Genomic DNA, 26,411 nt, shown 5'->3' with positions numbered 1-26,411 from the left:
CACATCAGGGTCGAGCCAGGGCAGATCCCGATGTTGCCGGGCAGGCAAAAAGCCGACGATTGATGCATCAGGCCGAACGAGCCAGAAGGAATGAGAGAGACAGCCATGAACACCGTGCACGACAGCATGTCCCGCCAGGGCCTCACCCGGCCGCGCGAGGGCCGGCTCATCGCCGGTGTCGTCGCAGGACTCGCCCGCCGCTTCGGGATCGACCCGTGGCTGGCCCGCCTGCTCTTCGTCGTGGTCCTGCTGGCCATCCCGGGCAGCCAGATCCTGATCTACCCGATCCTCTGGATCCTGATGCCGTCGGAGAAGCCGGCCTTCGCGACCACCCCGTACCCGCCGGCCGTCTGACCTAGTTCCTGCTCTGAGCCGGTCGGCCGCCCACCGCCGGCTCGGAGCCCGACACTTCAACTCTTTCGCTGGAGAACGGCCCGCCTTGTGCGGGCCGTTTCTTCGTCACCAGGAGGATCAGCAGCGCCACGGCTACGACGGCTAGGAACGGCCACGCGCCTGCGGCCGAGACCACGCCGCTCAACGAGCGCTGGATCTCGGCGGCGGCGTTGATGACCGGGTCGGTGCCGGCCAGGCGCAGGTTGCCGGCCAGGCGGATCTCGTACCAGCCGTAGTACGCCACGTAGAGGCCGCTGATCACCAGCACGGCGCCGCCCAGGCGGGGCACGATCGCTAGCAGGCTGCGCATCCGGCCGATTACCGAGACGCGCACGAGGGCTACGGCTACGGCTGTCGCACTGACGACAAGGGCCATTCCCCCGGCGTACGCGAGAAAGAGCGCGACACCCGAGCCGATGGACCCGGCGCGCAGGCTGGACACCACGAGCGCCAGGAAGGGGCCGACGGCGCAACCCAGGGAGGCCACTGCGTACGCCATGCCGAACAGCACCGTGGACGCCGCCGACCCGGTCAGCGCGGGGGCCCGTACGGTCAAGGACGGCAAGCCTCGCCCGGCCAGCAGCCAGATCCCGAGCGCGGCCAGCGCCAGGCCGAGCACGACCGTGAGCCAGGGCAGACGCGGCTGCAGCACCCCGGCCACGGGAGTGAGCACCAGGCCGAAGGCGCCGAACACCACCGCGTACCCGATGGCCAGCAGCACACCGGCCCGCAGCGCCCGCCAGACGGCTGCCGCGGGACGGCCCGGTTCCGCCGCGACCAGCACCGACAGGTAGGCCGGGAGCAGGGCGAAGCCGCACGGGTTGACCGCGCCGAGCATGCCGGCGGTCAGGGCCAGCAGCAGCTCGCCGCCCACGTCAGGCGACCAGCGACTTCACTTGCCTGGTCAGCTGCAGGTCGTCGAGGTAGCCGGTGGTGACGACCTGGCCGGTGCGGTCGAGGACGACGTACAGGCTCTGCTCGGTGATCTTGAATTTCTTCCAGATCTTGCCGGCCTGGTCGTCGAGGTGGGTCACGTTGCTCACCTCGAGGTCCTTGACGAACTGGTGCATGTCCTTGTTGCCGCCCATGCCGGCGATGCCGAGGAAGTTGAGGCGGCTGCCGAACTCGTCCTGCAGGTCGCGGACGCTCTGGGCCTCGCTGGCGCAGGTGGCGCACCACGGGGCCCAAAACCACAGGATGGTCGGCTTGCCCGCGAGGGTGGTCGCGTCGAACGGCTGCCCGTCGAGCGTCTTGCCACTGAATTTCAGGGTGGCGGGGACGACGATCGGCGCCGCCGCTGGTGAGGAAGACGCAGTCGGGGCGGACGGAGGCGGCTGGACGAAGGCCGCCTCCTGCTCCGGCGGCGCGCTGCTGCAACCGGCCAGCAAAAGCACCGAGGCGAGCAACGCGCGACGTTTCACTTCGAGGCCTCCTCGGTGAGGCGCAGGGCCAGGGCCGGGCAGACGTTGACGGCCTTGCGGGCGCCGTTCTCGAGCCACGGCGGCAGCGGCGTCTGCGGGAACGCCGGGAAGCCGTTGGCGTCGAGCCGGATGATCTCGGGGGCGACCGCCGAGCACAGGCCGTGCCCGTCGCAGCGCGACCAGTCGACCGCGAGCCGGCGCGCGCCCTGCTCGGCCGTGTACGGCAACGGCAGGATGCCCTTGACGCTCTTGCCGCAGCCCTCGCCGTTGGTGTGGGCCTCGACGTCCTTGGCGAACACCTCGAGCGCGGACAGCGCGAACCGGGCCGTGCCGTCGGGGTGGCTGCACGCGCCGCGGCCCTTGACCACGCCGGCCGCCTGCCGCACGTTCTCGACCGCGTTGCCGCCCAGCGACACCAGCGTCACCGCGCGGGCCAGGTCGGGCAGGCCCAGCCGGCACGGGCCGCACTGGCCGGCCGACTCGCCGGCCAGGTACTGCACGACCTGCGAGACCTCGCCCAGCGGGCAGGTCTTGGAGCCGATCGGGATCAGCATGCCGGCGCCGAGGGTGCCGCCCACCGAGGCGAAGCCCTTGCGCGAGATGGTGACGGTCTGCGCGGCCTCGGCGGTGATCCACTTGCCGTGGTAGCCGCCGACCAGCAGGCCGGGGCCGATGTCGGCGCCGCACATGTTGAGCACGTCCATGAGCGGGGTGCCGGTCGGCGCCTCGACCACGGCCGGGCTGGTGGCCGAGCCGCCCACGGTCAGCATGACCGTGCCCGGCTCCTCGGGGATGCCGACCGCGTTGTACTCCCACGGGCCGAGCCGGGCCGCGATGGCCAGCTGCGAGAACGTCTCGGCGTTGGAGAGCAGGGTGGGCAGGCCCATCACGCCGTTGTCGCTGGAGCGCACCTTGCGGCCGGGCGGGATGTGCGCCTCGCCGTTGATGCCGCGCACCAGCGCGCCGCCCTCGCCGCTGATGAACCGGTGCGGGACGGTGACGATCCGGGTCGGGCAGGGCATCCGCCGCTCGGACAGGGCCGCGGTGATCGAGCTCTCGCCGATGCCGTCGTCGGCGATGCCGATGACGATCTCCTCGGCGTCGAGCGCGGCCGCGGCCAGCGCGGCGCCGTCCAGGATCAGGTGCGGACCGCGGGTGAGGACGGCCTTGTCCTTCCAGGACGGCGGCTCACCCTCGGTCGCGTTGACCACGATGACCGGCGGGAGCTCCTGCCGGCGGCACGAGTCGAGCACGGCGCGCACCTTGCGGGCGAACGGGAAGCCCGCGCCGCCGCGGCCGCGCAGCTCGATGCGGTCGGCCAGGCCGATCAGCTCGCCCGAGGACAGCGCGGCGAACCCGCCGTGCACCTCCTGGTGGGCGAGCAGGTCGAGCCGGCCGTACTCGTCGAAGCCCGCGGTGATGCGCGGGGTGCCGATCGCGGTGACCGGCGGAACCTGCGACGTGCTCAATTCGATTCCCCTCGCAGCTGCGACCAGTAGCCGTCGTCAGTTGCCTCGTCGTCCCGCCCGCGCCCACCGCGGCGGCCGGCCCGGCCCGCCTCGACCCGCGAGGACTCGCCCCGGCCGCGGCGGCCCGGCGCCATGTCGACCAGGGTCGGCGTCTCGTCGGACTCGACGTAGCCGTCGCCGTCGACGAACCCGGCCCGGCTGTGCCGTCCCGAGTCCTCGCCGCGGCGGCCGCGCGGGGCGTCGTCGTAGTCGTCCTCGTAGCGGGCCGGCTCGGCGTAGCGGCCGCCACGCTGGCGGGGCACGTCGTCGTACTCGTCGCGGGCGTCGTACCGGCCGCCGCGGGGCGCCTCGTCGGCCAGCGGCATGTCGCCCCGGCGGCGCGAGCGCGGCGCGGGCTCGTCGTCGTCGGCGTACCGGCGGCGGCGCGGGGCCGGCTCCTCGTACTCGTCGAAGCGCATGCGCGTGCCGGTGGTCTCGAGCTCGTCGCGACGCATCCGGGTGCCCGTGTCCTCGGGGCCGGGCCGGCGCATCCGCGTGCCGGTGTCGTCAAGACGCATCCGGGTGCCGGTGTCGTCCAGACGCATCCGGGTGCCGGTCTCGTCGGGGCCTGGGCGGCGCATGCGGGTGCTGGTGTCCTCGCCCGGGTAGCGCCGGCCGCGCGGCTCGTCGTACTCGATCTCTTCCTCGACCCGGCGGCCACGGCGCGGGCGCTCGTCGTCGTACTGCGGCATCATGCCGGTCGGCTCGTCGTACATCTCCTCGGCGCGGGCCCGGCGCTGCCGGGGCGCGACCAGGTCGTCCTCCATCGGCGGGGGCGCCATGGGCGGCGGGCTGACCGGGTTGGCGGCCGGGCGGAAGCTGTCGACGACGGCGACCGGGCCGAGCGTCTGCGGCTCGACGGGGGCGGGTTCGCGACGGCCGGGGCGCTTCATGACCGGCGAGCTGGTGGGCACCAGCGAGCCGACCGGCTTCACGCCGCCCGACGCGGCGGTCGACGAGAAGTCCTTGCGGCGGTTGAGCGAGACCGAGAGGCGGACGGCCAGGCCGACCAGCACGCCGAGCACGCAGACGATGTAGCTGACGATGACCCAGGTGGCGGCGGGGCGGCCGGCGCTCAGGCCGTGCATCAGGGCGGTCGGCCAGATCAGGTACGAGATGGAGTGGATGCCGCGCCACATCCAGGGGCTGCCGCGGCCGACGAACCGGGAGCGCGCGATGCCGGTCCACATGACCAGCACCATGACCCAGCCCGAGATCGTGCCGAAGCCGATCCACACCCGCTTGTCGCCGGCGTAGAGGAACGGGATGAACGCGTCGATCACCGAGGCGTGGTTCTCGACGATCTTCATCCACACGTGCAGGAACAGCGAGGTCACCGCGATGACGCCGGTGGTGCGGTGCGCGGACTGCAGCAGCACCCGCTGGCGGATCGAGAGGACCAGCCGGTCGGTGGAGACCAGGCCGATCATGATGGTGATGGAGAGCGAAACGAGCGTGATGACGCCGATGTAGTACTCGGTGTAGGTGAACACGTACACGTAGCCGACCCGGCCGGGCTTGGTCAGCATGGCGACCGCCCAGAGGGCCGCGATCACGCTCACGGCCAGGATGGCTACTGCTCCCCTGGAGGGCTCACCCTTTCCGGTAGCTCCGACATCGACGGCCACACGATTGGCGGATCGCTCGTTGTTCTTCGACCTGGCCATTGACTCCTCGTTCTCCGCAGCGGTCACGTCCCGTGGGCGGTGGGACGCAGGCATCCGTGGGGAATGCCCCCTGCTTCACGTTGTTGCCGGGCAGCGATCGGCGGTCGGCCGGTCCCTGCCCATCCACCAACTACGTGCTGCGAACGGGATCGGATGAACGCTCGGACCGACTTTTGTCGCCGGACCGGCTCGCGGAGGCACCGAACCGCCGCTGAGCTGCGCGGACACGCCGAAGAAACTGTTGCCTAAGCGAAAATTAAGGCGTCACGGTTCAGTGACTCATCGCACCCGGTGAACCTTTCGGTGCGTATCTGCGAACCATCTTCCGTGCAGGCGTATCGACTGCCGGGCGAGAAGGAGATGATCGGCATGCGGCACCTGACCCGGGCCGGGGGCCGGATCGGCGCTGTTCTGGTTCTCATGGTGGCGACGGTGGCGGCTTGGTGCGCCCCGGCGTCCGCGGATGTGCCCGGCTTCGAGGTGAAGGTCGGTAGGGCGCCGTCGACGTTCACGATCGGCAAGGACGCCAAGACCCTCACCGCGGTGGCCTCCACCGATCGCGGCCGGCGCTGTCTCAAGGTGCGCTGGGCGCTGACCGTCGAGACCAAGGGCATCAGCCTCGACCAGGTGCGGGTCACCCGGGTCGAGAACAACCAGTCCTTCCCCGTACGGGCCTCGGTCCAGGACGAGGCGGCGACCATCGTCGACGAGCGCTTGGACCCCGGCCAGCTGTGCCGCGACCGCACGGTGACCGGGCAGTGGAGCGTCGCCTTCACCGGCCCCGACAACGGCGAGGTGACCTTCCAGGCGCAGGCCTTCGACGGCGTCGGGCGCCTGCTCAGCTCGACCGGCTCGCAGGCCCAGGTGGTCAGCCCGGTCGCGGCCAAGCCCAGCCCGAGCCCGACCCCGTCGCCCACCCCGAGCGAGACCGAGGCGGCGCCCGAGGTCGACGAGGAGGCGGTGGCCGAGGAGCCGCAGGCCGACCCGGCCTCGACCGAGGCGGCCGCGCTCAACCCGGCCTCGAGCAGCTCGAACGTGCTCGGCATCGGCCTGATCGTCGGCGCGCTCATGGTCTTCCTGGGCGTCGGCATGCTGCTGCGGCTGCGCTCGCGCAACCGCCGCCAGCTCGCCGCCGAGTCCTCGCTGCCCACCGGGTTCTACAGCATGCCGGACCGCCGCCGGCGCTAGCTCTACTCGACGGAACGCTCGACCCGGACGACGACGGCGGTGGCGTTGTCGGCGCCGCCGGCCGCGAGCGTGTCGTCGAGCAGGGTGTGCGTGGCCGCCGCGGGGTCGTCGGCGGCCAGGATGCGGGTCAGCCGCTCGTACGTCAGCTGGTCGGAGACGCCGTCGGTGCACAGCAGGTACACGTCGCCCGGTCGCAGGGTGACGTTGAGCAGGTCGGGCTCGGGGTCGTCGGGGTGGCCGACGTACCGGGTCAGGCGGTAGCGGGCCGCCTTGGCCTCGTCGGAGTCGGCCGCGAACCAGCCGTGCAGCACGCCCAGCCAGGCGATCGTGTGGTCGACGGTCAGCAGCTCGAGCAGGCCGTCGCGCAGGCGGTAGACGCGGGAGTCGCCGAGCTGCACGACCCAGGCCGACGAGTCGTCACCGGCCGCCACGAACGCGGTCAGCGTGCAGCCGGTCAGCTCGTCGAGGTTGCTGCCGGCCCGGCGTACGGCGTCCTGGGCCTGGGAAACGGCCTTTCGCAGGGCCGCCGGCGGGTCGCCGACCAGGACCTCGCGCAGGAAGACCTCGACCGCCGTGGCCCCGGCGACCGTGCTGCCCGGGCCCGAACCCATGCCGTCGGCCACCACCGCCAGCGGCCCGCCCGGGTCGAGGTGCACCACGTCGTAGTTCTCGGTGTAACGCTCCCCCACGACGCTGCCGGCCGCCGCGGTGAGGCGACGGCCGGCAGTGGTCCAGGCGACCTTGCTGATGTCCACCTGTCCTTTTTACACCCGTTCAGGAAACGCGTGTCTGATACACCGGGCCCCGCTCCTCGTGGGTTAGAGCGGGGCCCGGCGGTCCTATTTACCCGTCAGCGTCAGAGCGCCGGGTAAGCGTTGGCCATCAGCTGGCGGAACTGCGCCGAGAACCAGGCGCCGGAGATCGGCGCGTTGGGCAGGGCGCCGCTCAGGCTGTTGCCGTTGCGGGCGTTACCGGTGTAGGTCGGGTCGCACATCCGGTCGAAGCCCTTGCCCTCGTCGTTCGGGATGAGCGAGGAGGAGCCGTCCGACTCGCCCGGGGGCTTGACCCAGACGTAGGCGTCGATGCCGCTGGCCGGGGCCGCGGTCGGGCGTTCGCCCAGGCCGGCGCCGGACTGGTTGCACCAGTTGCCGGCGTGGATCCGGCGGTCGATGCGCGACTCGTTGACGTAGGTGTCGACGCTGGTGGAGGTGCTGGCCGCGGTCGGGCGGGCCGAGCCGCCCCAGCCGTTGCGGCTGGTGTCGATCAGCATGCCGATGTTGGAGTTGAAGCCGACCGAGACCAGCTTCTGGCGGAAGGCCTGGGCGAAGGTCAGCTCGTCGGTGTACTGGTTCCAGTCCACCCACTTCGATTGCCGGACGCTCTGGCCGCCGACCGTGGTGGTCGGCTGCACGAACGGCTCGCGCAGGGCCGAGTAGTTGGCCGTGTTGGTGATGAAGCCGGTGACGTTGTTGACGCTGCCCGAGGCCTGGGCGGCCTGCAGCATGATGTCGGCGGTGGGGCCGAAGTTCGAGTCCCAGCCGATCCAGCCGTGGTGGGCGGCGTCGACGTAGTTGTAGGTGTTGGACAGCGCGCCCAGCTTGTTCAGCGCGTAGCCGATGCCCTGGACGTACCCGCCGTTGGCCTTCATCGTGTCGCAGGTCGCGGTGCCGCCGGCCTGGCCCGAGGTGTTGGTGACCAGGTTGGGCAGCGAGTCGATCTCGATGATGTTGATGATGCGCAGGCTGCGGTACTTGGCGTCGGCCTGGATCGCGGCGATCGGGTCGATGTACTCGGCCTTGTAGCGCGGCAGGTCGTTCGGGCCGAGCTCGCCGTTGGAGGCCAGCGCGGCGCAGTCACGGCCGGGCAGGTTGTAGATGACGAGCTGGATGTAGCCGGCGCCCTGGGCGACAGCGGCGTCCAGGTGGTCGCGCAGACCCATCGAGCCGTTGGAGCTGCTGTCGTCGGTGCCCTGGATCGCGGCGATCCGGTCCAGCCAGACGGCGGTCGGGTTGTTCGAGACCCGGCTGCCGCCGGGCTCGGCGTCCGCCTTGGCCTTCCACTCCGGGTTGACGTAGCCCTTGGCGCCCGCGTACGGGTTGTCGACCTTGCTGCCGGCCGGCGGCGGGGTGGTCGGCGGCGGAGTCGTGGGCGGGGGTGTGGTGGGCGGCGGGGTCGTCGGGTTCGGGGTGCTGGGCGGAGGCGAGGTGGGGCCGGTGGAACCGGTGCACGCCGTCCCGTTCAGCGAGAAGGTCGCGGGCGCGGTGTTCGTGCCCGAGTAGCTGGCGTTGAAGCCGAAGGTCGCGTTGCCGTTGGTCGGCAGCGAGCCCGCCCAGGACGGGTTGGTCGCGGTCACGTTCGCGCCGGACTGCGTGATCGTGGCGCTCCAGCCCTGGGTGACCTGCTGGTTGCCCGGGAAGGTCCAGGTCAGGCGCCAGCCGCCGGAGATCGGGTCACCGAGGTTGGTCACGCTGACGTTCCCGGTGAAGCCGGTGCTCCAACTGTTGGCGGTGTAGTCGACCCGGCAGCCGGCCGCGGCGCTCGCACTGGTCGCGGCGAACACGCCGAGACCGGTGATGAGCGATGCGGCGGCAGCCGCGGTCAGACCGCGGATGAGGACAGGTCTCATGTGGTGGCTCCTCGAGACATGCGGCGGCGCCCGTAGCGCCCGGGGATAAGCCGGAGTTACATCGAGGGGCATCGCTCCCCGGCTGTTTCGACAGCATGACATGGGAGCGCTCCCACCGCAATCGTCTGTTAACAACGGGCTCAACTTGGATGCATCGGCTATAACAGAGCCGTGCAGGTATGGGAGTTGACCGAGGCGCTGGCCGAGGTTCCGGGCGTCGAGGTCAAGGTTCGCCGGGGTTTTCTCGAGATCCACATGCCCGCGCTGGGCGACACGGCCCGGCTCGATCCGGACGAGATCCTCGCTGCTGAATCCGTCTTCGTCCCCACCCGCGAGCCCGCGGTCCAGCTCGACGTGCGCGACGGGCGCGCGGTGCTGCCGCTGATCGTCACGGTCGGCGACATGGTGTTCAACCCGGCCTACGCCGACGATCTCGTCGAGCCCGGCGCCCACCGCCGATTGCCGGCGATGCCCAATCTCATCTCATACTCCGAGATGCACCGCGATGTGCGCGCCCTCGGCAAGGCGATCGACGACGCGACCCTCCAGCTCGACCCGGAAACCCTGGCCGCGACGCTGCTCGCGCACCGATGCTTTCTCGCCGGCGCGATGCGGGTCGGTCTCTGGCCCGTACGCGTGGCGGCCTGGTGGGAGTACGCCAATGCCCGCGTCGGCGGTCCGTCCGGCGTCGCCCCGCTGCGCTCCGACCCCGACTGGGACGACCTGATGGCCGACGTGGCCGAGGCCCGCCGCCAGACCGCCGCCTCGGAGTCGACGATCTCGTAGCAGCGCCGCACCGGACCTCACGTCCGGTGCGGCGCTCCGCTCCGAGAACTACTGGTTGGACGCGTAGAGCTCCCGGATCTCCGTCGGTGACAGCGCCCGGTCGTACAGGTGCACCTGGTCGACCGTGCCGTCCAGGTAGTCGACCGGGTTGCCGTTGTACTTGCCGCGGCCGATCACCGTGTTGCCGGTCGGTGCGCCTTGCGGCAGGCAGGCCCCGGCCGTCCCGGCGAGCTCACCATCCACGTACAGCCGCAATTCGCCCTTGACCGTGTCCCGGACGCCCACGAGGTGGTACCAGCGGCCGACCTCGGGCTTGCTCGGGCCGAGCGCCCGCACGCCGGCGAAGCTCATCGCGAACCGCTGGTCGGCCCCGGAGTACTGCAGGAAGAAGTCGCTGACCGTGGGGCCGTCCTGCGACACCACCGTCTGGAACGCGCCGTCGGCCTTGTCGAGCTTGACCCAGGCCGCGGCCGAGTAGTCCGACGCCGTGTTCAGCACCGGCTTGCCCGCGTCCAGGAACTCGGACGAGCCGTTGAGCGCCACGCCCTGGCCCGTGTGACCCTCGACGAAAGTACCGGCCGGCGTCAGCGACCCGTACGAACCGTCCAGCGGCCAGTACGCGACACCCTCCAGACCGGGGGTGCCGGCGGGCGGCGGCGGCACCGAAGTACCGGATCCATCGGCCTCGCGGACGATCTTCTGGTTGATCGCTTTGACCTGGCGCAGATCCATCTTCGTGACCTGCCGGTCATACGTGAAGAAGCCGTTCAGCTCGGCCTCGACGTCCGTGATCTGGGTGTAGATGGCCGCGCTGATGCCGCAGTGCTGGGCTGAGGTCAGCACGTCCTGCTGGTTCGCGACGTACTTGGCGGTCAGCGTCGCCTTGTCGGGCGTCATCTCGTACGCCTGACCGTCGCCGAACCACATGTGGTTGGAAACCTTCAGGCCGTAGCCGCCGTGCTCGCCGTCGATCGCCACCCGCGTCTCGGACGGCGACGGTGAGGCCGGCCCGAGGTACTGGTGGAAGTCGATCACGTCGCCTCGGCCGGAGTCACCCTTGGAGTTGCAGCAGTTCACGCCGCTGTGCGCGTTGACCAGCCGGGACGGGTCCTGCGCCTTCACCGAGTCGGCGATGCGGCCGGTGGCGGCGCGGTCCCACTCGCCCCAGCCCTCGTTGAACGGCACCCAGGCGACGATCGACGTCCACGACCGGTGCTCGCGGACCATCTCGTGCAGCTCGGCCTCGAACTGGTCACGCCACTCGGCCGGCAGCGGGCCGGTGTTGCCCGACGGCATGTCCTGCCAGACCAGCAGGCCCAGCTTGTCGGCCCAGTAGTACCAGCGGTCGGGTTCGACCTTGATGTGCTTGCGGACCGCGTTGAAGCCCATGGCCTTGTCCTGCTGCAGGTCCCACTTCAGGGCGGCGTCGGTCGGCGCGGTGTAGAGGCCGTCCGGCCAGAAGCCCTGGTCGAGGTTCATCATGTTGAACAGGATCTTGCCGTTGACCGTGATGCGGAGCTTGCCGTCGGCCCCCTTCTTCGAGCCGATCGTCCGGAGCCCGAAGTACGACCCCACCTTGTCCACGGTCTTGCCGGCGCTCAGAAGCGAGACGTCCAGGTCGTACAGGAAAGGCTTGTCGGGCGACCACAGCTTGGGCTTGCTGATCGGCAGCCGCAGTGGGGTCCCGGCCGCGCCGGTCACCGAGCCGACCGTACGGCTGCCGTCGCGGGCCACGGCTTTGACCGTCGTTCCGGCCGGCGCCGCGACCTCGACTGTCACGTCGGAGAGCGACGGCGTCAGGGTCAGACCGCCGATGGAGTCGGCCGGAACGGGTTCCATCCAGACCGTACGCCAGATGCCGGAACTGCCCTGGTAGAAGATGCCGCGGTCGCTCGTGCGGCGCTGCTTGCCGATCGGCTGCCCGGTGGCGTCGGTCAGGTCCTCGGCCCAGACGATCAACTCTTGCGGGCCGGTGCCCTTGAGCGCGTCGGTCACGTCGACGTCGAACCCGTCGTAGCCGCCGCGGTGGGTCGCGACCTGGGTGCCGTTCACGAAGATCTTGGAGTCGTAGTCGACCGCCCCGAAGTTGAGGCGCAGGCGGTTGCCCTGCCCCACCTTCCAGCCCGTGGGCACGGTGAAATTGCGGCGGTACCACATGCGGTCCTCGCGCCGCTGGATGCCGGAAAGAGCGCTTTCGATGGGGTACGGGACCAGGACGCGCTCACCGAGGCTCTGCCCCGTGGGCACGGCCTGCCCGACGTCCGCCTTGGCGAACTCCCAGACGCCGTTGAGGTTCTGCCACTTGTCGCGGGTGAGTTGCGGGCGGGGGTACTCGGGCAACGCGTTGTTCGGGCCGACCTTGTCGGTCCACGGGGTGGCGATGGGCGGGATGCCGGCGTGCCAGGTGGGGGCGGCGTAGGCGGGGGTGGCGGCGCCGGCGAGCAACAGTCCGGCGATCAGGCCGACGGCAAGATGTTTCTTCACGCGCGATGTTCCCTTCGGTGGCAGGGGTTGCGCTCGGGGTCACTCATGACCAAACACATCTCAACAATCTGCTCCAGATGACGTCAAGGTTTCATGAGCGTCAATATCTGCCCGTCTGCACCCGAACTGCGACCCCTTGCTCGTCAGACCCGCCGGGCCGGTGCCGACCTTTCTGGCATGACCTTGAGCAGCGGTACGGGAACGGCGGGCGCCGTCCTGGGGGCGGACCCCCAGGACGCCCTGCTCGGCGACCTCGTCTCATTCATGACCAAGGACACGCCCTCGGTGCAGCACGTGCTGGACCTGTGCGTGCCGCACCTGCGGGAAGCGGCCGGGCTGACCGCGGCCACCGTCTTCGAGCTCGACTCCGAGACCGGCCTGCTCACCGTGACGGCCCGCGTCGGGCCGGCCGGCAGCCGCGACACCCTCACCGCGGGCAAGATCTTCCGGATGGCGGCCGGCGCCAAGCCCCTGGTCAGCGGCGAGCAGATGGCCGTCCGCCTGCGCATCGGCGGGCAGACCGTCGGCGTCCTGCTGCTCACCGGCGGCGACCTGGGCGCGCTGCGGGCCGACGTGCTGGCCCCGCTCGCCCTGCACTTCGCGGCCACCCTGCAGGGCTTGGCCGCCGAGAAGCAGCGCCAGTTCGTCTCGCACACCACCAGCACCATCCGGCGCCTGTTCGAGCAGGGCATGGCCGCCACCAGCGTCGAGGACGCCGGCCGGATCCTGGCCGCCTCGTCGGCCGAGGGGTTCCGCACCGAGCACGCCGCGGTGATCCTGGTCGACCCGGACAGCACCGTCCGCTACGTGCACAGCGTGGGCCTGCCCGAGGGCGACGCCACGATCGCCGAGGTGGTGGGCAAGCCGGCCACCGAGTCACCGGTGTGGCAGGCGATCCAGGACGGGAAGATCGCGCTGGCCAACGACTCGGCCACGTCCGCCGTACGGCCCTGCGACCTCGCCCTTCTGATGAAGCTCAAGTCGTTCGTGGCCATGCCGCTGATGTCGGCCCAGGGCCCGGTCGGCATGATCATGTGCGGCGACTCGGGCGCCACCCGGGAGTGGACGTTCCGGGACCGGATCCTGGCCGAGCAGCTGTCGGTCGAGGGCGGCCTCATCGTCGACAGCGCCGGCATGCGCCAGGCGGCTCAGGTGCACGTGGCCGAGCTCAGCCACCAGGCGTTCCACGACTCGCTGACCGGACTTCCGAACCGTACGCACCTGATCGACCGGGCCGAGGCGGCCGTCCGCGACGCCGGGGCCGTCCGCGACCGGGTGGCCCTCATGGTGCTCGACCTGAACGGCTTCAAGCAGGTCAACGACACCGCCGGGCACCAGGCCGGCGACGTGCTGCTGCAGCAGGTGGCCAAGCGCCTGCTGGGCGCCGTACGCGACAACGACGTGGTGGCCCGGCTCGGCGGCGACGAGTTCGCCATCCTGCTCACCAGCGACGCCGACGAGGCCGTGGCCAGCGTGGTCGCCGGGCGGATCTGCGACCGGCTGCGCCGGCCCTTCGCCATCGACGGCGAGGAGGTGTCGATCGGCGGCAGCGTGGGCATCGCCCTCTACCCCGACGACGCCACCGACTACGAGGCGCTCATGAAGGGCGCGGACGCCGCCATGTACGAGGCCAAGCGGGCGACCAAGCGAAGCGGGGGCGGCTACCGCCGGGCGCAGGCCAGTTTCTAGATACCGGGCGGAACCTGTCCGGTATCGCGTTTAGCGTCGTCGTCATGAACTTCGCATCAGTACGGATCATCACCGACCACGTCGACCGCCTCACCGGCTTCTACGAGCAGGTCACCGGCCAGGCCGCGAAGCGGCACACACCCGACTTCGCCGAGATCGCGCTGCCCGGCGCCACGCTCGCCATCGGCGGCACCGCCACCGTCAAGCTGTTCGGCGAGGGCTCGGCCGAACCGGCCGCCAACCGCACGGCCATCGTCGAGTTCCGCGTGGACGACGTGGACGCCGAGTTCGCCCGCCTGCGGCCAATGCTCGACGACGTGGTTCAGGAGCCGACGACGATGCCCTGGGGCAACCGGTCGCTGCTGTTCCGCGACCCCGACGGCACCTTGGTCAACCTGTTCACGCCGCCCGCCACGTCATGAGAACACCCACGCGACCATGACCCCGACGAGGGCGCCGCTGCCCAGCAGCCCGGCCCCGAAGCGCCGCGTCTCCGGCCGCCACACGGAACCCACGCCGATCAACAGGTAGAGCGGAACCCAGGCCCAGAACGGCCCCGACCAGCCCGCCATAGCCGGGAAGAGCGTCATCGACCCCATCGCCCCGCACGGCCCGACACACCCGAGGGCCAGCCCGGCCACCAGCCCGGCCAGCAACGGAGGGTCAACCAGCCGGGCCTGCTGCGGCGGCGAGGCCACGGTCAGGACGGGGTCGTCACCCGGGTGCTGGGTCAACGTGATCACATAGCCGGCCGGGTCGTTGACGATCAGGGTGCGACCGTCGGCCGGCCCGGTCTCGTTCACCCGGCAGCCGGCCTGCTGCCACAGGTCGCGCGTGACCTCGTACACCTCTTGCGTGTGGTCACCCAAGCCGGGCAAGCGGCCACCCCGCAAAATCCGAGTGGCCGGCGGCGGCGCTGTGAGCAGGGCGGCCGGAATCGGGTCGAGGCGCAGCCCGGGGAACGCGTGCAGGGTCGCTTCGAGGCGCTGCTCAACACCCCGGACCAGCTCGGCCCGCCCGCTCTCACTCACCCCGTCAAGCCTGGTCGAGCCGACGGTCGGCCGCCCGTTTATCCGAGAATTCGACCGTTTCTGGAACCGGGCCGCGCCATCCCGCCGGATTCCAGGTCGTTGCAACACTGCTGCTGGCCGGCGGTCTGGGGGGTTCCATTCCTGGGGGTCAGCCGTTGGGACTGGCGAAGCAGGCCGTTGGCGTTCCCGTTGCCGCCATGTCCGATGGCGGACCGCCGTTGTCGGCGATGGACATTTCGCCTTCCCAGTGCCCGGGAATCGCCCAGTCGTCAGCCTCGGCCTGGCGGTCGCTGATCGTCATGCCGGGACGCGCGACCCGGGACTGGCACTGGCCTCGGGATACCGCGCGACTGCCGATGAGGCGGGCTAGCAAGGGCTTGCAGGCGTCGAAGTAAGGCTGTTCCGGTCCATCCGTTGCACGACCGCTCGTTGTCGAGGTGGGTTCGCCGTGTAGCAGCCGGTGGAGAGTCATTCCGGCGCTGGGCAATGAATCCAGATGATGCAGGGCCACGAAGGCGTGGCGGTGCCTGCCTTTCCAGGTGCAGCCCTCGTAGTGGTTCAGGCCGAGCCCACGGGGGTGTCGGCTGCCTGGGGGCTGACCTCGTTGCTGAGGGTGGGGCGGGCCGGCATGTCGTTGAGGTGTTCGGCCAGGACGGCCAGGTGGGTGGCTCGGGCCTCGTTGTGGCGTAGGCGGCCGGCCTCGGTCAGCTCGACGACCACGCCGCGGCGGTCGGCCACGCAGTGGATGCGCTCGACGAGGCCGCCCTTTTCCAGGCGGGCCACTGTGCGCGACAGGGCCGACTGGCTCAGGTACATGGCGGCGGCCAGCTCTTGCATGCGGGGCTTGTCCAAGGCCTCGGCGAGACGGTCCAGCGTCTCGAACTCACTCAGCGTGAGGCCGTGCCGTTCCTGCAGCGCGCGTTCGAGGTGGGAGGCGACCCCGTTGTAGCTGGACAGCAGCGTCCGCCAGCGGTCGACCAGGCAGCTCTCACCCTCCATGCCTGCATCCTACTCACCGACAGCTCCATGCCCGCGCATCTGTTACTTACAACTCTTATGCGTGCGCATTGAATGCATGTGCATGTAACTTCCTCGGCATGACAACCACTGAAACCGGTTTTACCGGCGTCAACCCACAGGTCGGCTGGTCGTTACGGCTGTGGGGCGTCCTGGCGGTGCTCTGCATCGTCGTGTTCCTGGACGGGCTCGACATCTCGAACATCGGCGTGGCCCTGCCGTCCATCGGCGCCGAGCTCGGCCTGTCCACCACCTCGCTGCAGTGGGTGGTCAACGGCTACGTGCTCGGCTTCGGCGGCCTGCTGCTGCTCGGCGGCCGCACCGCCGACCTGCTCGGCCGACGCCGGGTCTTCCTGGTCGCGGTGGCCGTGTTCACCGTCGCGTCGCTGATCGGCGGCCTCGTCGACGACGGCGGCCTGCTGATCGCCACCCGGTTCGTCAAAGGTCTGGCCGCCGCGTTCACCGCGCCGACCGCCCTGTCGATCCTCACCACGACGTTTCCCGAGGGGCCGGCCCGCAACCGGGCGCTGGCCATCTTCACCGCGTTCAGCGCCAGCGGCTTTTCGTCCGGCCTGCTGCTGGGCGGCGTGCTGACCAACATCGGCTGGCGCTGGAACTTCCTCGTCCCCGTCCCGCTCGCCCTGGCCGCGCTGGTCGGCGGCCTGCTGCTGATCGCGCGGGACAAGCCCGCGGCCTCCGGCCGGCCGGATCTGGGCGGTGCGGTCACCCTAACCGCGGGCATGCTGCTGACTGTGTACGCGGTGGTCACGACCAGCTGGCTGCTGCTGATCCCGTCCGTGGCGCTCCTGGCCGGCTTCGTGCTGATCGAGAATCGCGTGCGGCACCCGCTCGTCCGGCTCGGCATCCTGCGCACGGGATCGATCGTCCGGGCCAACGCCAGCATGGTCGCGCTGATGGGCTCGTACGTGAGCTTTCAGTTCATCATGACGCTGTACCTGCAGGACGTCCTGCGCTGGACACCGCTGCAGGTGGCGCTCGCGGTGCTGCCGCTCGGCCTCGTCGTGGTGGCAGGATCCCCGTACGTGGGAAAGCTTGTCAGCTCGTGGGGAACCGCTCGCCTGATCACCGTCTCGATGGTGCTGCTGACCCTCAGCTATCTGTGGATCCTGCTCACGGCGGGCAGCCACCCCCACTACCTGGTCCAGATGCTGCCGACCATGCTGCTCAACGGCGGCGCGTTCGCGTTCGGCTACGGCACGATCATGACGCAGGCCACCGACGGGGTCGCGGACGCCGAGCAGGGGCTGGCCTCCGGGCTCGTGCAGACCAGCGCGCAGGTCGGCATGGCCCTCATGCTCGCCGTGACCAGCACGCTCGTCGCCTCGGCCACCGCCTCCGGCAGTTTCACCAGCTTCCGCCCCGGGCTCGTCCTGGTCACCGCGGTGGCGGTCGCCGGTCTTCTGCTCAACCTGTTCGCCGTCGCGCGGCGGTCGGCCTGATGTCCGATCTGTTCGAGCCGCTCCCCCTGCGGCACGGGCCGGCCCTGCGCAACCGCATCATGCTGGCGCCGCTCGTCAACCAGCAGAGCGAGCACGACGGGTCCGCGTCGAAATACGACCAGGACTGGATGGAGCAGGTCGCCCGGGGCGGCTACGCGCTGATCCAGACCGGCGCCACCTATGTCGAGGCGGGCGGGATCGCGTACGAACGGCAGCTAGGCATTCAAAGCGAGGCTCAGGTGGCCGGCCTGGCCGGAATGGCGTCCGCGATCCGCGAGGGCGGCGCTCTGTCGGCGGTGCAGCTGCACCACGCCGGGCACCGCGCCAACCCGGCCATCGGGGGAATCCCGGCACCGGCCTCCATCCTCACAACGGAAGAAGTGGAACGGATCCGGGACAGCTTCATCGCCGCCGCGCTGCGGGCCGAGCGGGCCGGGTTCGACGGTGTCTCGCTGCACGGCGCCTTCGGCTGGATCCTCTCGGAGTTCCTGTCGCCGCTGCTCAACCACCGCACCGACAAGTACGGCGGCAGCACCGAGAACCGGGCCCGGCTGACCCTCGAGGTGATCGAGGGCATCCGCCGGGTCAGCGGGCCCGACTTCCAGATCGGCTGGCGCCTGTCGGTCGAGCGCTACGGGCTGCGCCTGGAGGAACTGCGCGAGATCACGGCGGACATTCTCGATCGGGAGCTGATCGACTATCTCGACCTGGCCCTGTGGGACTCCGCCCAGATCGTCCAGGCGGGAGCGTTCCGCGGACGGACCATGCTCAGCGTGTTCACCAGCCTGCCCCGGCGGGGCGTCCGGGTCGGGGCGGCCGGCAAGATCACGAGCGCCCGGCGGGCCCGGCAGATGCTGGACGAGGGCTGCGACTTCGTGATCGTCGGCCGGGCCGGCATCCTGCGGCGCGACTTCCCCCGGCAGGTGGCGGCCGACCCTGCCTACCAAAGCCCGAAGCTGCCCGTGACGGCGCAATATCTGCGGGACGGCGGCCTGAGTGAACGCTTCATCGACCACCTGCGGCGGTGGCCGTACTTCGTGAACCCGAGAGAGGCTTGATCATGGCTGACATCAACTTCTACTTCGACCCGATCTGCCCGTTCGCCTGGATGACCAGCAAGTGGATCCGGATCGTGCAGGCCCAGCGCGACTACACCGTCGACTGGCGGTTCATCTCGCTGCGGCTGATCAACGCGCACATCGACTACGACAGCCACTTCCCGCCGGAGTACGAGGCCCAGCACACGGCCGGCCTGCGGCTGCTGCGGGTGGCCTCGGCCGTGCGCGAGAAGCACGGTCGTGAGGCGATCGGCCCGCTGTACGCCGCGTACGGCGCCCGCATCCTCGAGACCGGCCCCGACGAGGGGCGCGAGCCGGGCTGGCAGGGCGCCCCCGAGCTGGCCGCGGCCGCGCTCACCGAGGCCGGGCTGCCGTCCTCGCTCACCGAGTTCCTCGACGACACGTCGCGGGACGCCGAGATCCAGGCCGAGTCGGACGAGGCGCTGGCGCTGACCGGCAAGGACGTCGGCACGCCGATCGTGCACTTCGAGCCGCCGGCCGGTGTCGCGTTCTTCGGGCCGGTGATCAGCCGGCTGCCCGACGAGGAGCAGGCCGGGGTGCTGTGGGACCACGTCGTCGGGCTGGCCCGGTTCCCCGGGTTCGCCGAGCTCAAGCGCAGCCTGCGCGAGCAGCCGCAGCTGCCGTCGTTCGGCGTGACGACGAGCGAGCCCGGCAAGACGGAGGACTGGCACGCCGGCAGCCGCCGCCTGAAGAAGTAGGTCAGGTCGCGCCGTCGGCCACCCGGGCGACGCGGGTGCGCAGCTCGTCGCCCGGTTCGGGACGGCCGGTGATGTTGGCCAGGTCCTCGCGCAGGCCGTCCAGCCAGGCGCGCAGGTCGGCCACCACGTACAGATCCTGGCCCAGGTCGTCGGGCCACCGCGGGGGCGGCGGGCGGTCCGGCGGGTGGGCCGGGGTCTCGTTGCGCAGCAGCCGCTCGGCCGACCGGTCGTAGCAGGTGGCCACGTCGTCGGCCAGGGCGGTGAGCTGGTTGACGCACGGCAGCAGACCACCGGCGGGGCACGAACGCACCAGCGCCTCCGCCCCGCGTACGGCGTGGTGGCCCGCGACCAGCGTGGCCTGCCAGTCGAGCATGGCCGCCGGGTGCCGTTCGCTCTGGTAGAGGGCGAACGACGCCTCGGCCAGCTGACCGGCGAAGCGCGCCTTGGCCAGCGCGTTGCCCGGCGTGGCGCCGTTGGCCATGACGGCGATGGTCTCGCGCACCACCTCGGCCGCCGAGGCCAGGAACGTGCCGGTGGCGCGGTGAAGCTCGCCCGCGCCGCCGCGAGGCCACGCGAACAGGCCGACCAGCACGCCTACGACGGCGCCGAGCAGCACGTCGGCCACCCGCTGCTCGGCCAGCCGCCAGTCGACCGGCGTGACCTGAGCGAAGATCAGGGTGATGACCAGCGTGAACAGCGCCTGCGACCAGCCCAGCCCGAGCAGCGGGCCGGCCGCGAACCCGGCGATCATCACGACCGGCAGGGCGATCGCGAACACGAGCGGGTCGGCCCCGAGCAGCAGGAGCAGGGCGGCCACGACCGAGCCGGCGACCGTGCCGACCAGCGCCGGCCGCAGCGTCGAACGGGTCTCGGCGGCCGAGGTGCGCAGCACGGTGAGGATCGTCAGCAGCACCCAGAAGCCGTGCGACAGGTCGAGCGCGCCGGCGATCAGCCGGGCCACGGCCAGCGCGGCGGCCAGCCGCAGAGCGCCCTGGAAGGCGACGGACCGCGGCGTCAGGTTTTCGCGCAGGCGGTGCCAGTAAAGAGCCGGGGTGCGGCGGTACGCGTACCAGAACTGCCCCGGTCGGGCCGTCACCGGCGTCGGATCCGGATGCTTGGGTGGCTCCCCGGCCGCGATACGCACCGCCACGACCAGCGTCTTCGTCCACTCCCCCAACGACAACGCCAGCGCGCCCAGCCGCAGCCTCTCCGGCGGCAGCCCGTTGGGGTCGGTGTTCATGCGGGCCGCGCGGAAGTCGGTGATCGCCGCCGCGACCAGGTTGGTGTCGGGCAGCGGCCCGTCCCCGCGCAGCCAGGCGCCGGTGGCGTCGACACAGCCGGCCGTGGTGCGGAGCAGATCGATGGCGGCCGACCGGGTGATCGCCTCGCGGTCGGCCGAGAAGTACAGGTCGACCACGCGGCCCAGCAGCAGCCGGGCGGTGCCGGCGGCCGACGAGAGGGCGCGGTCGTGGCGGCCGGCCGAGGCGGGCCGGTCGATCGGCGGCAGGTGCGAGGGCCGCAGGGCGTCGGCCGCCTCGGTCGCCTCGGGCACCAGCGCGGCCAGCCGGTCCCGGCCGGTCTTGTCGCCCGACCAGTCGTCGGCCAGCGCTTCGAGGCAGGCGGCGAGGGCGGAGACCGCGTCGGCCAGCCGGTGCCGGTACGGCGTGGGCGCCGGGTCGGGCCACACGGAGAGCTCGGCGAGGGCGAGCAGGAGCACGGCGAGCGTGATGCCCGCCAACCGCTCGGGCAGCGAACCCGGATCGTACGGCGGGAAACAAGGAAGGATGTAGAGCAGCTGCATCCCGGCGGCCAGCCCCACCAACCGGGGCCCGCCCACCCCCACGAAGCTGACGGCGAAACCGAGCACGAACATGCCGGCCGCGGCCGCCCAGTCGCTCACCGACAGCAGCGTGCCGAGCGAGATCAGCGCCCACCCCACCGGCAACACGGCGACGAGCGTCCGCGCCCGCTGCTTGGGCGACCCCGGAATCTGCGACAGCGCCCCGAGCGCCACCGCCCCGAACAACGCATACGGCGCCGCGTTCGCGCTGCCGATCACATACCGGCACAGATAGAACCCCAGGCAGGCGACCAGAGTGACCCGAACCGCCCGCCGAACGACAAGCAGCCGCGGGTCCCGCCGGCGCACCCACCCCCACATGGTCAGCACCTTTCCACCGTCCGTCGGCGGTGGCCAGCGACGTGAGGCGAGTCTCGCTCCCCCGTTCGAGCGACAGCGACCCCTGAGTAGCGGCGGTAACCTCGCACTCATGTGGCGGAAAAGCTCTTATTCGGTGGCCAACAGCGCTTGTGTGGAGATCGCTTTCGCAGATCAAGGAAAGACGGTCATGATGCGTGACTCCAAGAACCCAGGCGGAGCAGTCCTGTCCTATTCGGCTGCGGCCTGGGAACAATTCTTGAAAGAGGTCCGATCCGATCGGTTCACCCGGCCGTAGCGCGACTTGCGAAACGGTGTGCCATCGCCGCCGCAGCGCCGCCGAGGATCAGACCGGCAACTATCCACCGAGCGGGCCGGCCTTGCAGACGCAAGCGGGCGGCCTGCGAACTTGATTCGGCTCGTGCATGCTCAGTCGCGATGATGGCAACGAAACGCCGCCGCTCAGCCTTCGCGCGGGTTCCGATCCACTTATCGCCCACCCGGCCCCACCAGAGTCGCGCCACATCACCGGTGAACATTTCCGCTGCCATCGCACGAAGTTCTTCATCGTCGATCTCGCCCAACTCCCAGATGGCGAGCCAATACATCATCATCAGGTTCGCATACAATTCGTGCCGGGCATGCTTGCCCGCCGCCGTGGCCGGGCTGAGAACTTCAATCAGTTCCGGGTTGTCGATGGCGAGCCGCAGCAATTCGATGTGCTGTTGGCGGTCGATGTCGGCGAACTCCTGGCGGACCTGTCGCTGCTGGAAGATCAGCGAAGCTCCGAAGCCGGGCGGCCGACCCGACGCCGTTCGACGAATCGCCATAAGGACCCCTAGAAGACGACAACCCCCTTCTGCAGAGTGACTACTCAATGCAAGGGAGCGATTCCCCTGAGTACTTTCCTCTAGACGAAGGCGCTCTCTCCGGTGATGGCGCGGCCCACGATCAGGGTGTTGATTTCGCGGGTGCCCTCGTACGAATACAGGGCCTCGGCGTCGGCGACGAAGCGGCCGATGTTGTAGTCGAGGACGATGCCGTTGCCGGCCAGCAGTTCGCGGGCCCAGCCGACCACCTCGCGCATGCGGGTCGTGCAGTAGGCCTTGGCCAGCGCGGAGTGCTCGTCGCGGTACTGGCCCGCGTCCTGCAGCTGGGCCAGCCGCACGCACATGCCGAGCGCGCCGGTCACGTTGCCCAGCATGCGGACCAGCAGGTCCTGCACCAGCTGGAACTTGGCGATCGGGCGGCCGAACTGCTCGCGCTCCTTGGAGTAGTTCAGAGCGATCTCGTACGCCGCGAGCATCACGCCCACCGCTTCCCAGGCCACGCCGCTGCGGGTCTGCCGCAGCACCTTCGCCGTGTCCTTGAAGCTGTTCGCGTTCTGCAGCCGGTCCGCCTCGGGCACGCGCACCCCGGTCAGGCGGATGTCGGCGTTCTGCACGGTACGCAGGGCGATCTTGTTCTCGATCTTGCTGGCCTCATAACCGGGGGCGTCACCGCGTACGACAAAGCCTTTGACCTGGTTGTCGGCCTCGTCGCGGGCCCACACGACAACAAGGTCGGCGAACGTCGCGTTGCCGATCCAGCGCTTCTCGCCGTCGAGCACCCACTCGTCGCCCTCGCGGCGGGCCGTCGTGCGCAGGCCGGCCGCCACATCGGAGCCACCGGTCGGCTCGGTCAGGGCGAACGCTCCCACCTGATCGAACGTGGCCATCGCGGGCAGCCAGCGCTCCCGCTGCTCGGGCGAGCCGCACATGGTGATGCTGCCCATGGCCAGCCCGGCGTGCACGCCGTAAAAGGTGGCCATCGACGCGTCGGCCCGGGCCATCTCGAGCGCGAGCCAGCCGTTGAGCAGCGACGACGAGCCCTCGCGACCGGCGATCCCGAGGTCGGCGTACTTCTTGATCAGCTGGGTCGGGAACTCGGCGCGCTGCCAGCAGTCGTTGGCGATGGGCACGACCTCGTCGTCGAGGAAGGCGCGCACCCGCTCCACCACGGCGGCCTCGTCGCTCGAAAGCAGGTCCTGAAAGGCGTAAAGATCTCCGGCGAGCATATTGCGTACCTACCCGCGAGGAGCCCGCCTTAGGCCCCCTCTGGCAAATCACGCGGGGCTGCGGCGTGGCCCAGGCGGCGCCTGACGGCGTCCGCGGAAAGGCCACATACAACACCGGTATGAGGCCTTTCCGCGGCCGACGCCAGCCACCACCTGGACCTCGCCTCGCTCCCACGTGATTTGCCAGAGGGGGCCTAGACTTCCAACCCATGCTCACCATGCAGGACGCGCTGGCCCGGTTGACCGCGTACTGGACGGCTCAGGGATGCCTGACCGTCCAGCCGATGAACACCGAGGTCGGTGCGGGCACGCTGAACCCGGCGACTTTCCTGCGGGTGCTCGGCCCCGAGCCGTGGCGCGTCGTCTACGTCGAGCCCTCGGTGCGCCCGGACGATTCGCGGTACGGCGAGAACCCGAACCGGCTGCAGACCCACACCCAGCTGCAGGTGATCCTCAAGCCCGACCCGGGCAACCCGCAGGAGCTCTACCTGGGCTCGCTCGAGGCCATCGGCATCGACGTCAAGGCCCACGACGTGCGGTTCGTCGAGGACAACTGGGCCTCGCCGGCGCTCGGCGCGTGGGGCCTGGGCTGGGAGGTCTGGCTCGACGGGCTCGAGATCACCCAGTTCACGTACTTCCAGCAGGCCGGCGGGCTCAACCTCGAGCCGGTGTCGGTCGAGATCACGTACGGCATCGAGCGCATCATCATGGCTCTGCAGGACAAGACCCACTTCAAAGACATCGAGTACGGCGATGGAGTCTCGTACGGCGAGGTGTTCGGGCAGAGCGAGTACGAGATGTCGCGCTACTACCTGGACGACGCCGATGTGGCGGCCAACCGGCAGCTGCTCGAGATCTACGCGGCCGAGGCGCAGCGGCTGATCGACGCCGGGCTGCCCGTGCCCGCTCACACGTACGTGCTGAAGTGTTCGCAAGCCTTCAACGTGCTCGATTCGCGCGGCGCCGTCTCGACCGCCGACCGGGCCGCCGAGTTCGCCCGCATGCGGCGGCTGGCCGGCGACGTGGCCCGGCTCTGGGTGGCCCGCCGCGACGAGCAGGGTCATCCGCTGGGCCTGGTCCCGCCGTTGACGCCGGCGGTCGCGCCGGCCGCCCCGGCTGCGAAGACCAATCCTCGTACGCTCGTCTTCGAGATCGGCACCGAGGAGTTGCCGCCGTCCGAGGCCCGGACCGCCCGCGACTACGTGCAGCGCGCGCTGACCGAGGGCCTGGCCGGCACCCGGCTCGAGCACGACGAGGTGCGGGTGTTCGCGACACCCCGGCGGCTGGTCGCGCTGGTCCCCTCGGTCGCGGCGGGCGAGCCGGACCACGTACGCCAGGTCCGTGGCCCGAAAGTCGGTGCACCCGCGAAAGCGGTCGAGGGGTTCGCGCGCGGCCAGGGCCTCACCGTTGATCAACTTCTCGTCGCTCCCTACGGGGATGCCGAGCACCATGTCGCTCGCAAACACGAGGCGGGTGGCGCGGCGGCCGAGGTCCTCGCGCCCGTCCTGGCGAAGGTCGTGACCGGTCTGCGCGGCGCCAAGAACATGCGCTGGAACGACCCTCAGCTCTCGTTCAGCCGCCCGATCCGCTGGCTGACCGCGCTGTGGGGCGACGACGTGGTCCCGGTCGCGGTCGGCACTCTGGCCGCCGGTCGTCAAACCCGATTGCTGCGTACGGCTTCAGAGCCGACAACCGATATCGGTTCGGCCGAGACGTTCATGGAGACGCTGGCCCTCAGCGGCATCGTGGCCGACCCCGAGGACCGCCACGACCTGATCGTCACCGGCGCCCAGGACGAGGTGTACCCGGAGGGCCGCATCGACGTGGCGGGCGAGGCCGCGCTGATCGAGCAGATCACGTACCTGGTCGAGGCGCCCACCCCGCTGCTGGGCACGTTCGACGAGAGCTACCTGTCGCTGCCGGACGCGGTGCTGACCACCGTGATGCGTAAACACCAGCGCTACCTGCCGGTGCGGTCGGCCGACGGCTCACTGCTGCCGATGTTCGTCACGGTGGCCAACGGCCCGGTCGACGTCGAACTCGTGCGCACCGGCAACGAGGCCGTGCTGAGGGCCCGGTACGAGGACGCGGCCTTCTTCTACCGCGCCGACCGCAACACGCCGCTGCCCGAGATGCGCGAACGCCTGCAGCGCCTCACGTTCACCGACAAGCTGGGCTCGATGGCCGACCGCTCGGCCCGGATCGCCGCCCTGGCCACGTCACTGGCCGTGCAGCTCGGCCTGTCGTCGGCCACGCTGGGCCGGGCCGCCCGCCTGGTCAAGTTCGACCTGGGCTCCCAACTGGTCACCGAGATGACCAGCCTGGCCGGCCTGATGGCCCGCGACTACGCCCTGCACGCGGGCGAGCCGCACGACGTGGCCCAAGCCGTCTACGAGGCCGAGCTGCCCCGCAACACCGGCGACGACCTGCCCGCCTCCATCCCCGGCGCGCTGCTTTCGCTGGCCGACCGCCTCGACCTGGTGGCCGGCCTCGCGGCAACGGTCGGCCTGCCCACGGGAAGCAGCGACCCCTTCGCCGTACGCCGGGCCGTGCTGGGCCTGTTGGCGGTGCACCGCGCCCACCCCGCCCTGTCGGGCCTCTCACTGGTCGACGCCCTGCGCACGGCCGCCGCCCAGCAGCCCGTACCGGTCCCGCCCACGGTCATCGACAGCGCCGCCGAGTTCCTGGCCCGCCGCCTGGAGCAGGCCCTCACCGAGGAAGGCAAGCCGGTCGACCGCGTGCGGGCCGCCCTCCCCCACTACGCGCGCCCCTCGGTGGTCGACACGCTGCTGACCCAGCTCGACACCCTGGTCGGCAACCCCGACTTCGTAGCGGTGGCCGCCGCCATCCAACGGGCCCGTCGCATCCTCCCGCCCGGCACCCCCGCCGGCTACGACCCGGCGGCGCTGGTCGAGCCGGCCGAACTGGCCCTGCACGAGGCGGTCGCCGGCGTGAAGCCCACCTACGGCGCCGACCTGGCCGCCTTCACCGCCGCCGTCGAGCCCCTGGTCGAGCCTTTGTCCCGCTTCTTCGACGAGGTCTTCGTGATGGCCGAGGAGCCGGACTTGCGCGCCGCCCGCCTCGGCCTGCTAGCCACCGTCCGCGACCTGGGCGAAGGCCTCCTCGACTGGCCCGAACTCCGCCTCTGAA

Annotated in this window: 23 protein-coding genes; 10 read left to right on the top strand and 13 right to left on the bottom strand. The window is 70.7% G+C overall.

All coding sequences use genetic code 11. From position 1 onward, the window contains the following. Positions 1–105: 105 nt before the first annotated feature. A complete protein-coding gene (locus OWR29_RS10550; RefSeq protein ID WP_267562440.1) occupies positions 106–354 on the top strand; it encodes a PspC domain-containing protein in 249 nt (82 codons plus the stop codon). Between the two features lies 1 nt (position 355). Here OWR29_RS10550 and OWR29_RS10545 read toward each other — a convergent pair whose 3' ends face one another. From OWR29_RS10545 to OWR29_RS10530, 4 genes are read right to left on the bottom strand one after another with little or no spacing between them, the layout of a single operon-like run. Continuing rightward, on the bottom strand, positions 356–1,231 hold the full coding sequence (locus OWR29_RS10545) for a cytochrome c biogenesis CcdA family protein (protein WP_438872575.1): 876 nt from the start codon (positions 1,229–1,231) through the stop codon (positions 356–358). 37 nt (positions 1,232–1,268) lie between these two features. Further along, a complete protein-coding gene (locus OWR29_RS10540) occupies positions 1,269–1,814 on the bottom strand; it encodes a TlpA family protein disulfide reductase (protein WP_267562437.1) in 546 nt (181 codons plus the stop codon). Then, positions 1,811–3,283 (bottom strand): NADH-quinone oxidoreductase subunit NuoF family protein, encoded by a 1,473-nt coding sequence (locus OWR29_RS10535; RefSeq protein WP_267562436.1) that lies wholly within the window; start codon positions 3,281–3,283, stop codon positions 1,811–1,813. Before OWR29_RS10535 ends, OWR29_RS10540 begins: the two co-directional genes overlap by 4 nt. Beyond that, positions 3,280–4,884 carry a translation initiation factor III gene (locus tag OWR29_RS10530; RefSeq protein WP_267562434.1) on the bottom strand — a complete coding sequence of 535 codons (1,605 nt, stop codon included), beginning with the start codon at positions 4,882–4,884 and terminating at the stop codon, positions 3,280–3,282. The genes OWR29_RS10535 and OWR29_RS10530 overlap by 4 nt, the downstream gene beginning before the upstream one ends. A 432-nt stretch (positions 4,885–5,316) precedes the next feature. On the opposite strand from OWR29_RS10530, the gene OWR29_RS10525 reads away from it, so the two are divergent. Beyond that, a complete protein-coding gene (locus OWR29_RS10525) occupies positions 5,317–6,177 on the top strand; it encodes a hypothetical protein (RefSeq protein WP_267562433.1) in 861 nt (286 codons plus the stop codon). A gap of 2 nt (positions 6,178–6,179) precedes the next feature. On the opposite strand, the gene OWR29_RS10520 is transcribed toward OWR29_RS10525, so the two are convergent. Both OWR29_RS10520 and OWR29_RS10515 read right to left on the bottom strand, forming a co-directional pair. Then, positions 6,180–6,932 (bottom strand): PP2C family protein-serine/threonine phosphatase, encoded by a 753-nt coding sequence (locus tag OWR29_RS10520; protein WP_267562432.1) that lies wholly within the window; start codon positions 6,930–6,932, stop codon positions 6,180–6,182. Positions 6,933–7,033: 101 nt separating this feature from the next. Next, positions 7,034–8,803: a glycoside hydrolase family 6 protein gene (locus OWR29_RS10515; RefSeq protein WP_267562431.1), complete on the bottom strand. Its 1,770-nt coding sequence runs from the start codon at positions 8,801–8,803 to the stop codon at positions 7,034–7,036. Positions 8,804–8,974: 171 nt separating this feature from the next. Between OWR29_RS10515 and OWR29_RS10510 the strand changes: the two genes are divergently transcribed. After that, the gene (locus tag OWR29_RS10510; protein WP_267562430.1) at positions 8,975–9,589 is read left to right on the top strand and encodes a hypothetical protein; all 615 of its coding nucleotides are present in this window, start codon (positions 8,975–8,977) and stop codon (positions 9,587–9,589) included. Between the two features lie 48 nt (positions 9,590–9,637). Here OWR29_RS10510 and OWR29_RS10505 read toward each other — a convergent pair whose 3' ends face one another. Next, the gene (locus tag OWR29_RS10505; RefSeq protein WP_267562429.1) at positions 9,638–12,073 is read right to left on the bottom strand and encodes a LamG-like jellyroll fold domain-containing protein; all 2,436 of its coding nucleotides are present in this window, start codon (positions 12,071–12,073) and stop codon (positions 9,638–9,640) included. A 177-nt stretch (positions 12,074–12,250) separates the two neighbouring features. On the opposite strand from OWR29_RS10505, the gene OWR29_RS10500 reads away from it, so the two are divergent. After that, complete coding sequence (locus OWR29_RS10500; protein ID WP_267562428.1) at positions 12,251–13,762, top strand: sensor domain-containing diguanylate cyclase; 1,512 nt, start codon at positions 12,251–12,253, stop codon at positions 13,760–13,762. Between the two features lie 44 nt (positions 13,763–13,806). Continuing rightward, positions 13,807–14,184, top strand: a complete 378-nt coding sequence (locus OWR29_RS10495; RefSeq protein WP_267562427.1) for a VOC family protein — start codon at positions 13,807–13,809, stop codon at positions 14,182–14,184. Here OWR29_RS10495 and OWR29_RS10490 read toward each other — a convergent pair. The 3 genes from OWR29_RS10490 to OWR29_RS10480 form a co-directional block, all read right to left on the bottom strand. Next, positions 14,179–14,793: a hypothetical protein gene (locus OWR29_RS10490; RefSeq protein ID WP_267562426.1), complete on the bottom strand. Its 615-nt coding sequence runs from the start codon at positions 14,791–14,793 to the stop codon at positions 14,179–14,181. The genes OWR29_RS10495 and OWR29_RS10490 overlap by 6 nt on opposite strands. A 148-nt stretch (positions 14,794–14,941) precedes the next feature. Next, a complete protein-coding gene (locus tag OWR29_RS10485; protein WP_267562425.1) occupies positions 14,942–15,094 on the bottom strand; it encodes a hypothetical protein in 153 nt (50 codons plus the stop codon). A 257-nt stretch (positions 15,095–15,351) separates the two neighbouring features. Then, positions 15,352–15,792, bottom strand: a complete 441-nt coding sequence (locus OWR29_RS10480; protein WP_267562424.1) for a MarR family winged helix-turn-helix transcriptional regulator — start codon at positions 15,790–15,792, stop codon at positions 15,352–15,354. A gap of 98 nt (positions 15,793–15,890) precedes the next feature. On the opposite strand from OWR29_RS10480, the gene OWR29_RS10475 reads away from it, so the two are divergent. Genes OWR29_RS10475 through OWR29_RS10465 form a run of 3 tightly spaced genes read left to right on the top strand, consistent with a single transcriptional unit; the run spans position 15,891 to position 19,047 of the window. Next, positions 15,891–17,270: an MFS transporter gene (locus OWR29_RS10475; RefSeq protein WP_267562423.1), complete on the top strand. Its 1,380-nt coding sequence runs from the start codon at positions 15,891–15,893 to the stop codon at positions 17,268–17,270. After that, entirely contained in the window at positions 17,270–18,328 is a 1,059-nt protein-coding gene (locus OWR29_RS10470; RefSeq protein WP_267562422.1) for an NADH:flavin oxidoreductase, read from the top strand. The genes OWR29_RS10475 and OWR29_RS10470 overlap by 1 nt, the downstream gene beginning before the upstream one ends. A 2-nt stretch (positions 18,329–18,330) precedes the next feature. Further along, positions 18,331–19,047 (top strand): mycothiol-dependent nitroreductase Rv2466c family protein, encoded by a 717-nt coding sequence (locus OWR29_RS10465; RefSeq protein WP_267562421.1) that lies wholly within the window; start codon positions 18,331–18,333, stop codon positions 19,045–19,047. A gap of 1 nt (position 19,048) precedes the next feature. On the opposite strand, the gene OWR29_RS10460 is transcribed toward OWR29_RS10465, so the two are convergent. Continuing rightward, the gene (locus OWR29_RS10460; RefSeq protein WP_267562615.1) at positions 19,049–21,208 is read right to left on the bottom strand and encodes an FUSC family protein; all 2,160 of its coding nucleotides are present in this window, start codon (positions 21,206–21,208) and stop codon (positions 19,049–19,051) included. Here OWR29_RS10460 and OWR29_RS48025 point away from each other — a divergent pair. After that, entirely contained in the window at positions 21,207–21,503 is a 297-nt protein-coding gene (locus tag OWR29_RS48025; RefSeq protein WP_324291232.1) for a DUF397 domain-containing protein, read from the top strand. The two genes, OWR29_RS10460 and OWR29_RS48025, sit on opposite strands and share 2 nt — an antisense overlap. Here OWR29_RS48025 and OWR29_RS10450 read toward each other — a convergent pair. Next, complete coding sequence (locus OWR29_RS10450) at positions 21,490–22,035, bottom strand: DUF6082 family protein (protein WP_267562419.1); 546 nt, start codon at positions 22,033–22,035, stop codon at positions 21,490–21,492. The two genes, OWR29_RS48025 and OWR29_RS10450, sit on opposite strands and share 14 nt — an antisense overlap. 80 nt (positions 22,036–22,115) lie before the next feature. Continuing rightward, positions 22,116–23,261, bottom strand: coding sequence for an acyl-CoA dehydrogenase family protein (locus OWR29_RS10445; RefSeq protein WP_267562418.1), 1,146 nt, complete (start codon positions 23,259–23,261; stop codon positions 22,116–22,118). Positions 23,262–23,470: 209 nt separating this feature from the next. Between OWR29_RS10445 and OWR29_RS10440 the strand changes: the two genes are divergently transcribed. Further along, a complete protein-coding gene (locus OWR29_RS10440; RefSeq protein ID WP_267562417.1) occupies positions 23,471–26,410 on the top strand; it encodes a glycine--tRNA ligase in 2,940 nt (979 codons plus the stop codon). Position 26,411 lies beyond the last annotated feature (1 nt).

Source organism: Paractinoplanes pyxinae (genome assembly GCF_026626335.1).
Classification (GTDB): Bacteria; Actinomycetota; Actinomycetes; order Mycobacteriales; family Micromonosporaceae; genus Actinoplanes; species Actinoplanes pyxinae.
This window is presented reverse-complemented; position numbering and strand designations above follow the sequence as displayed.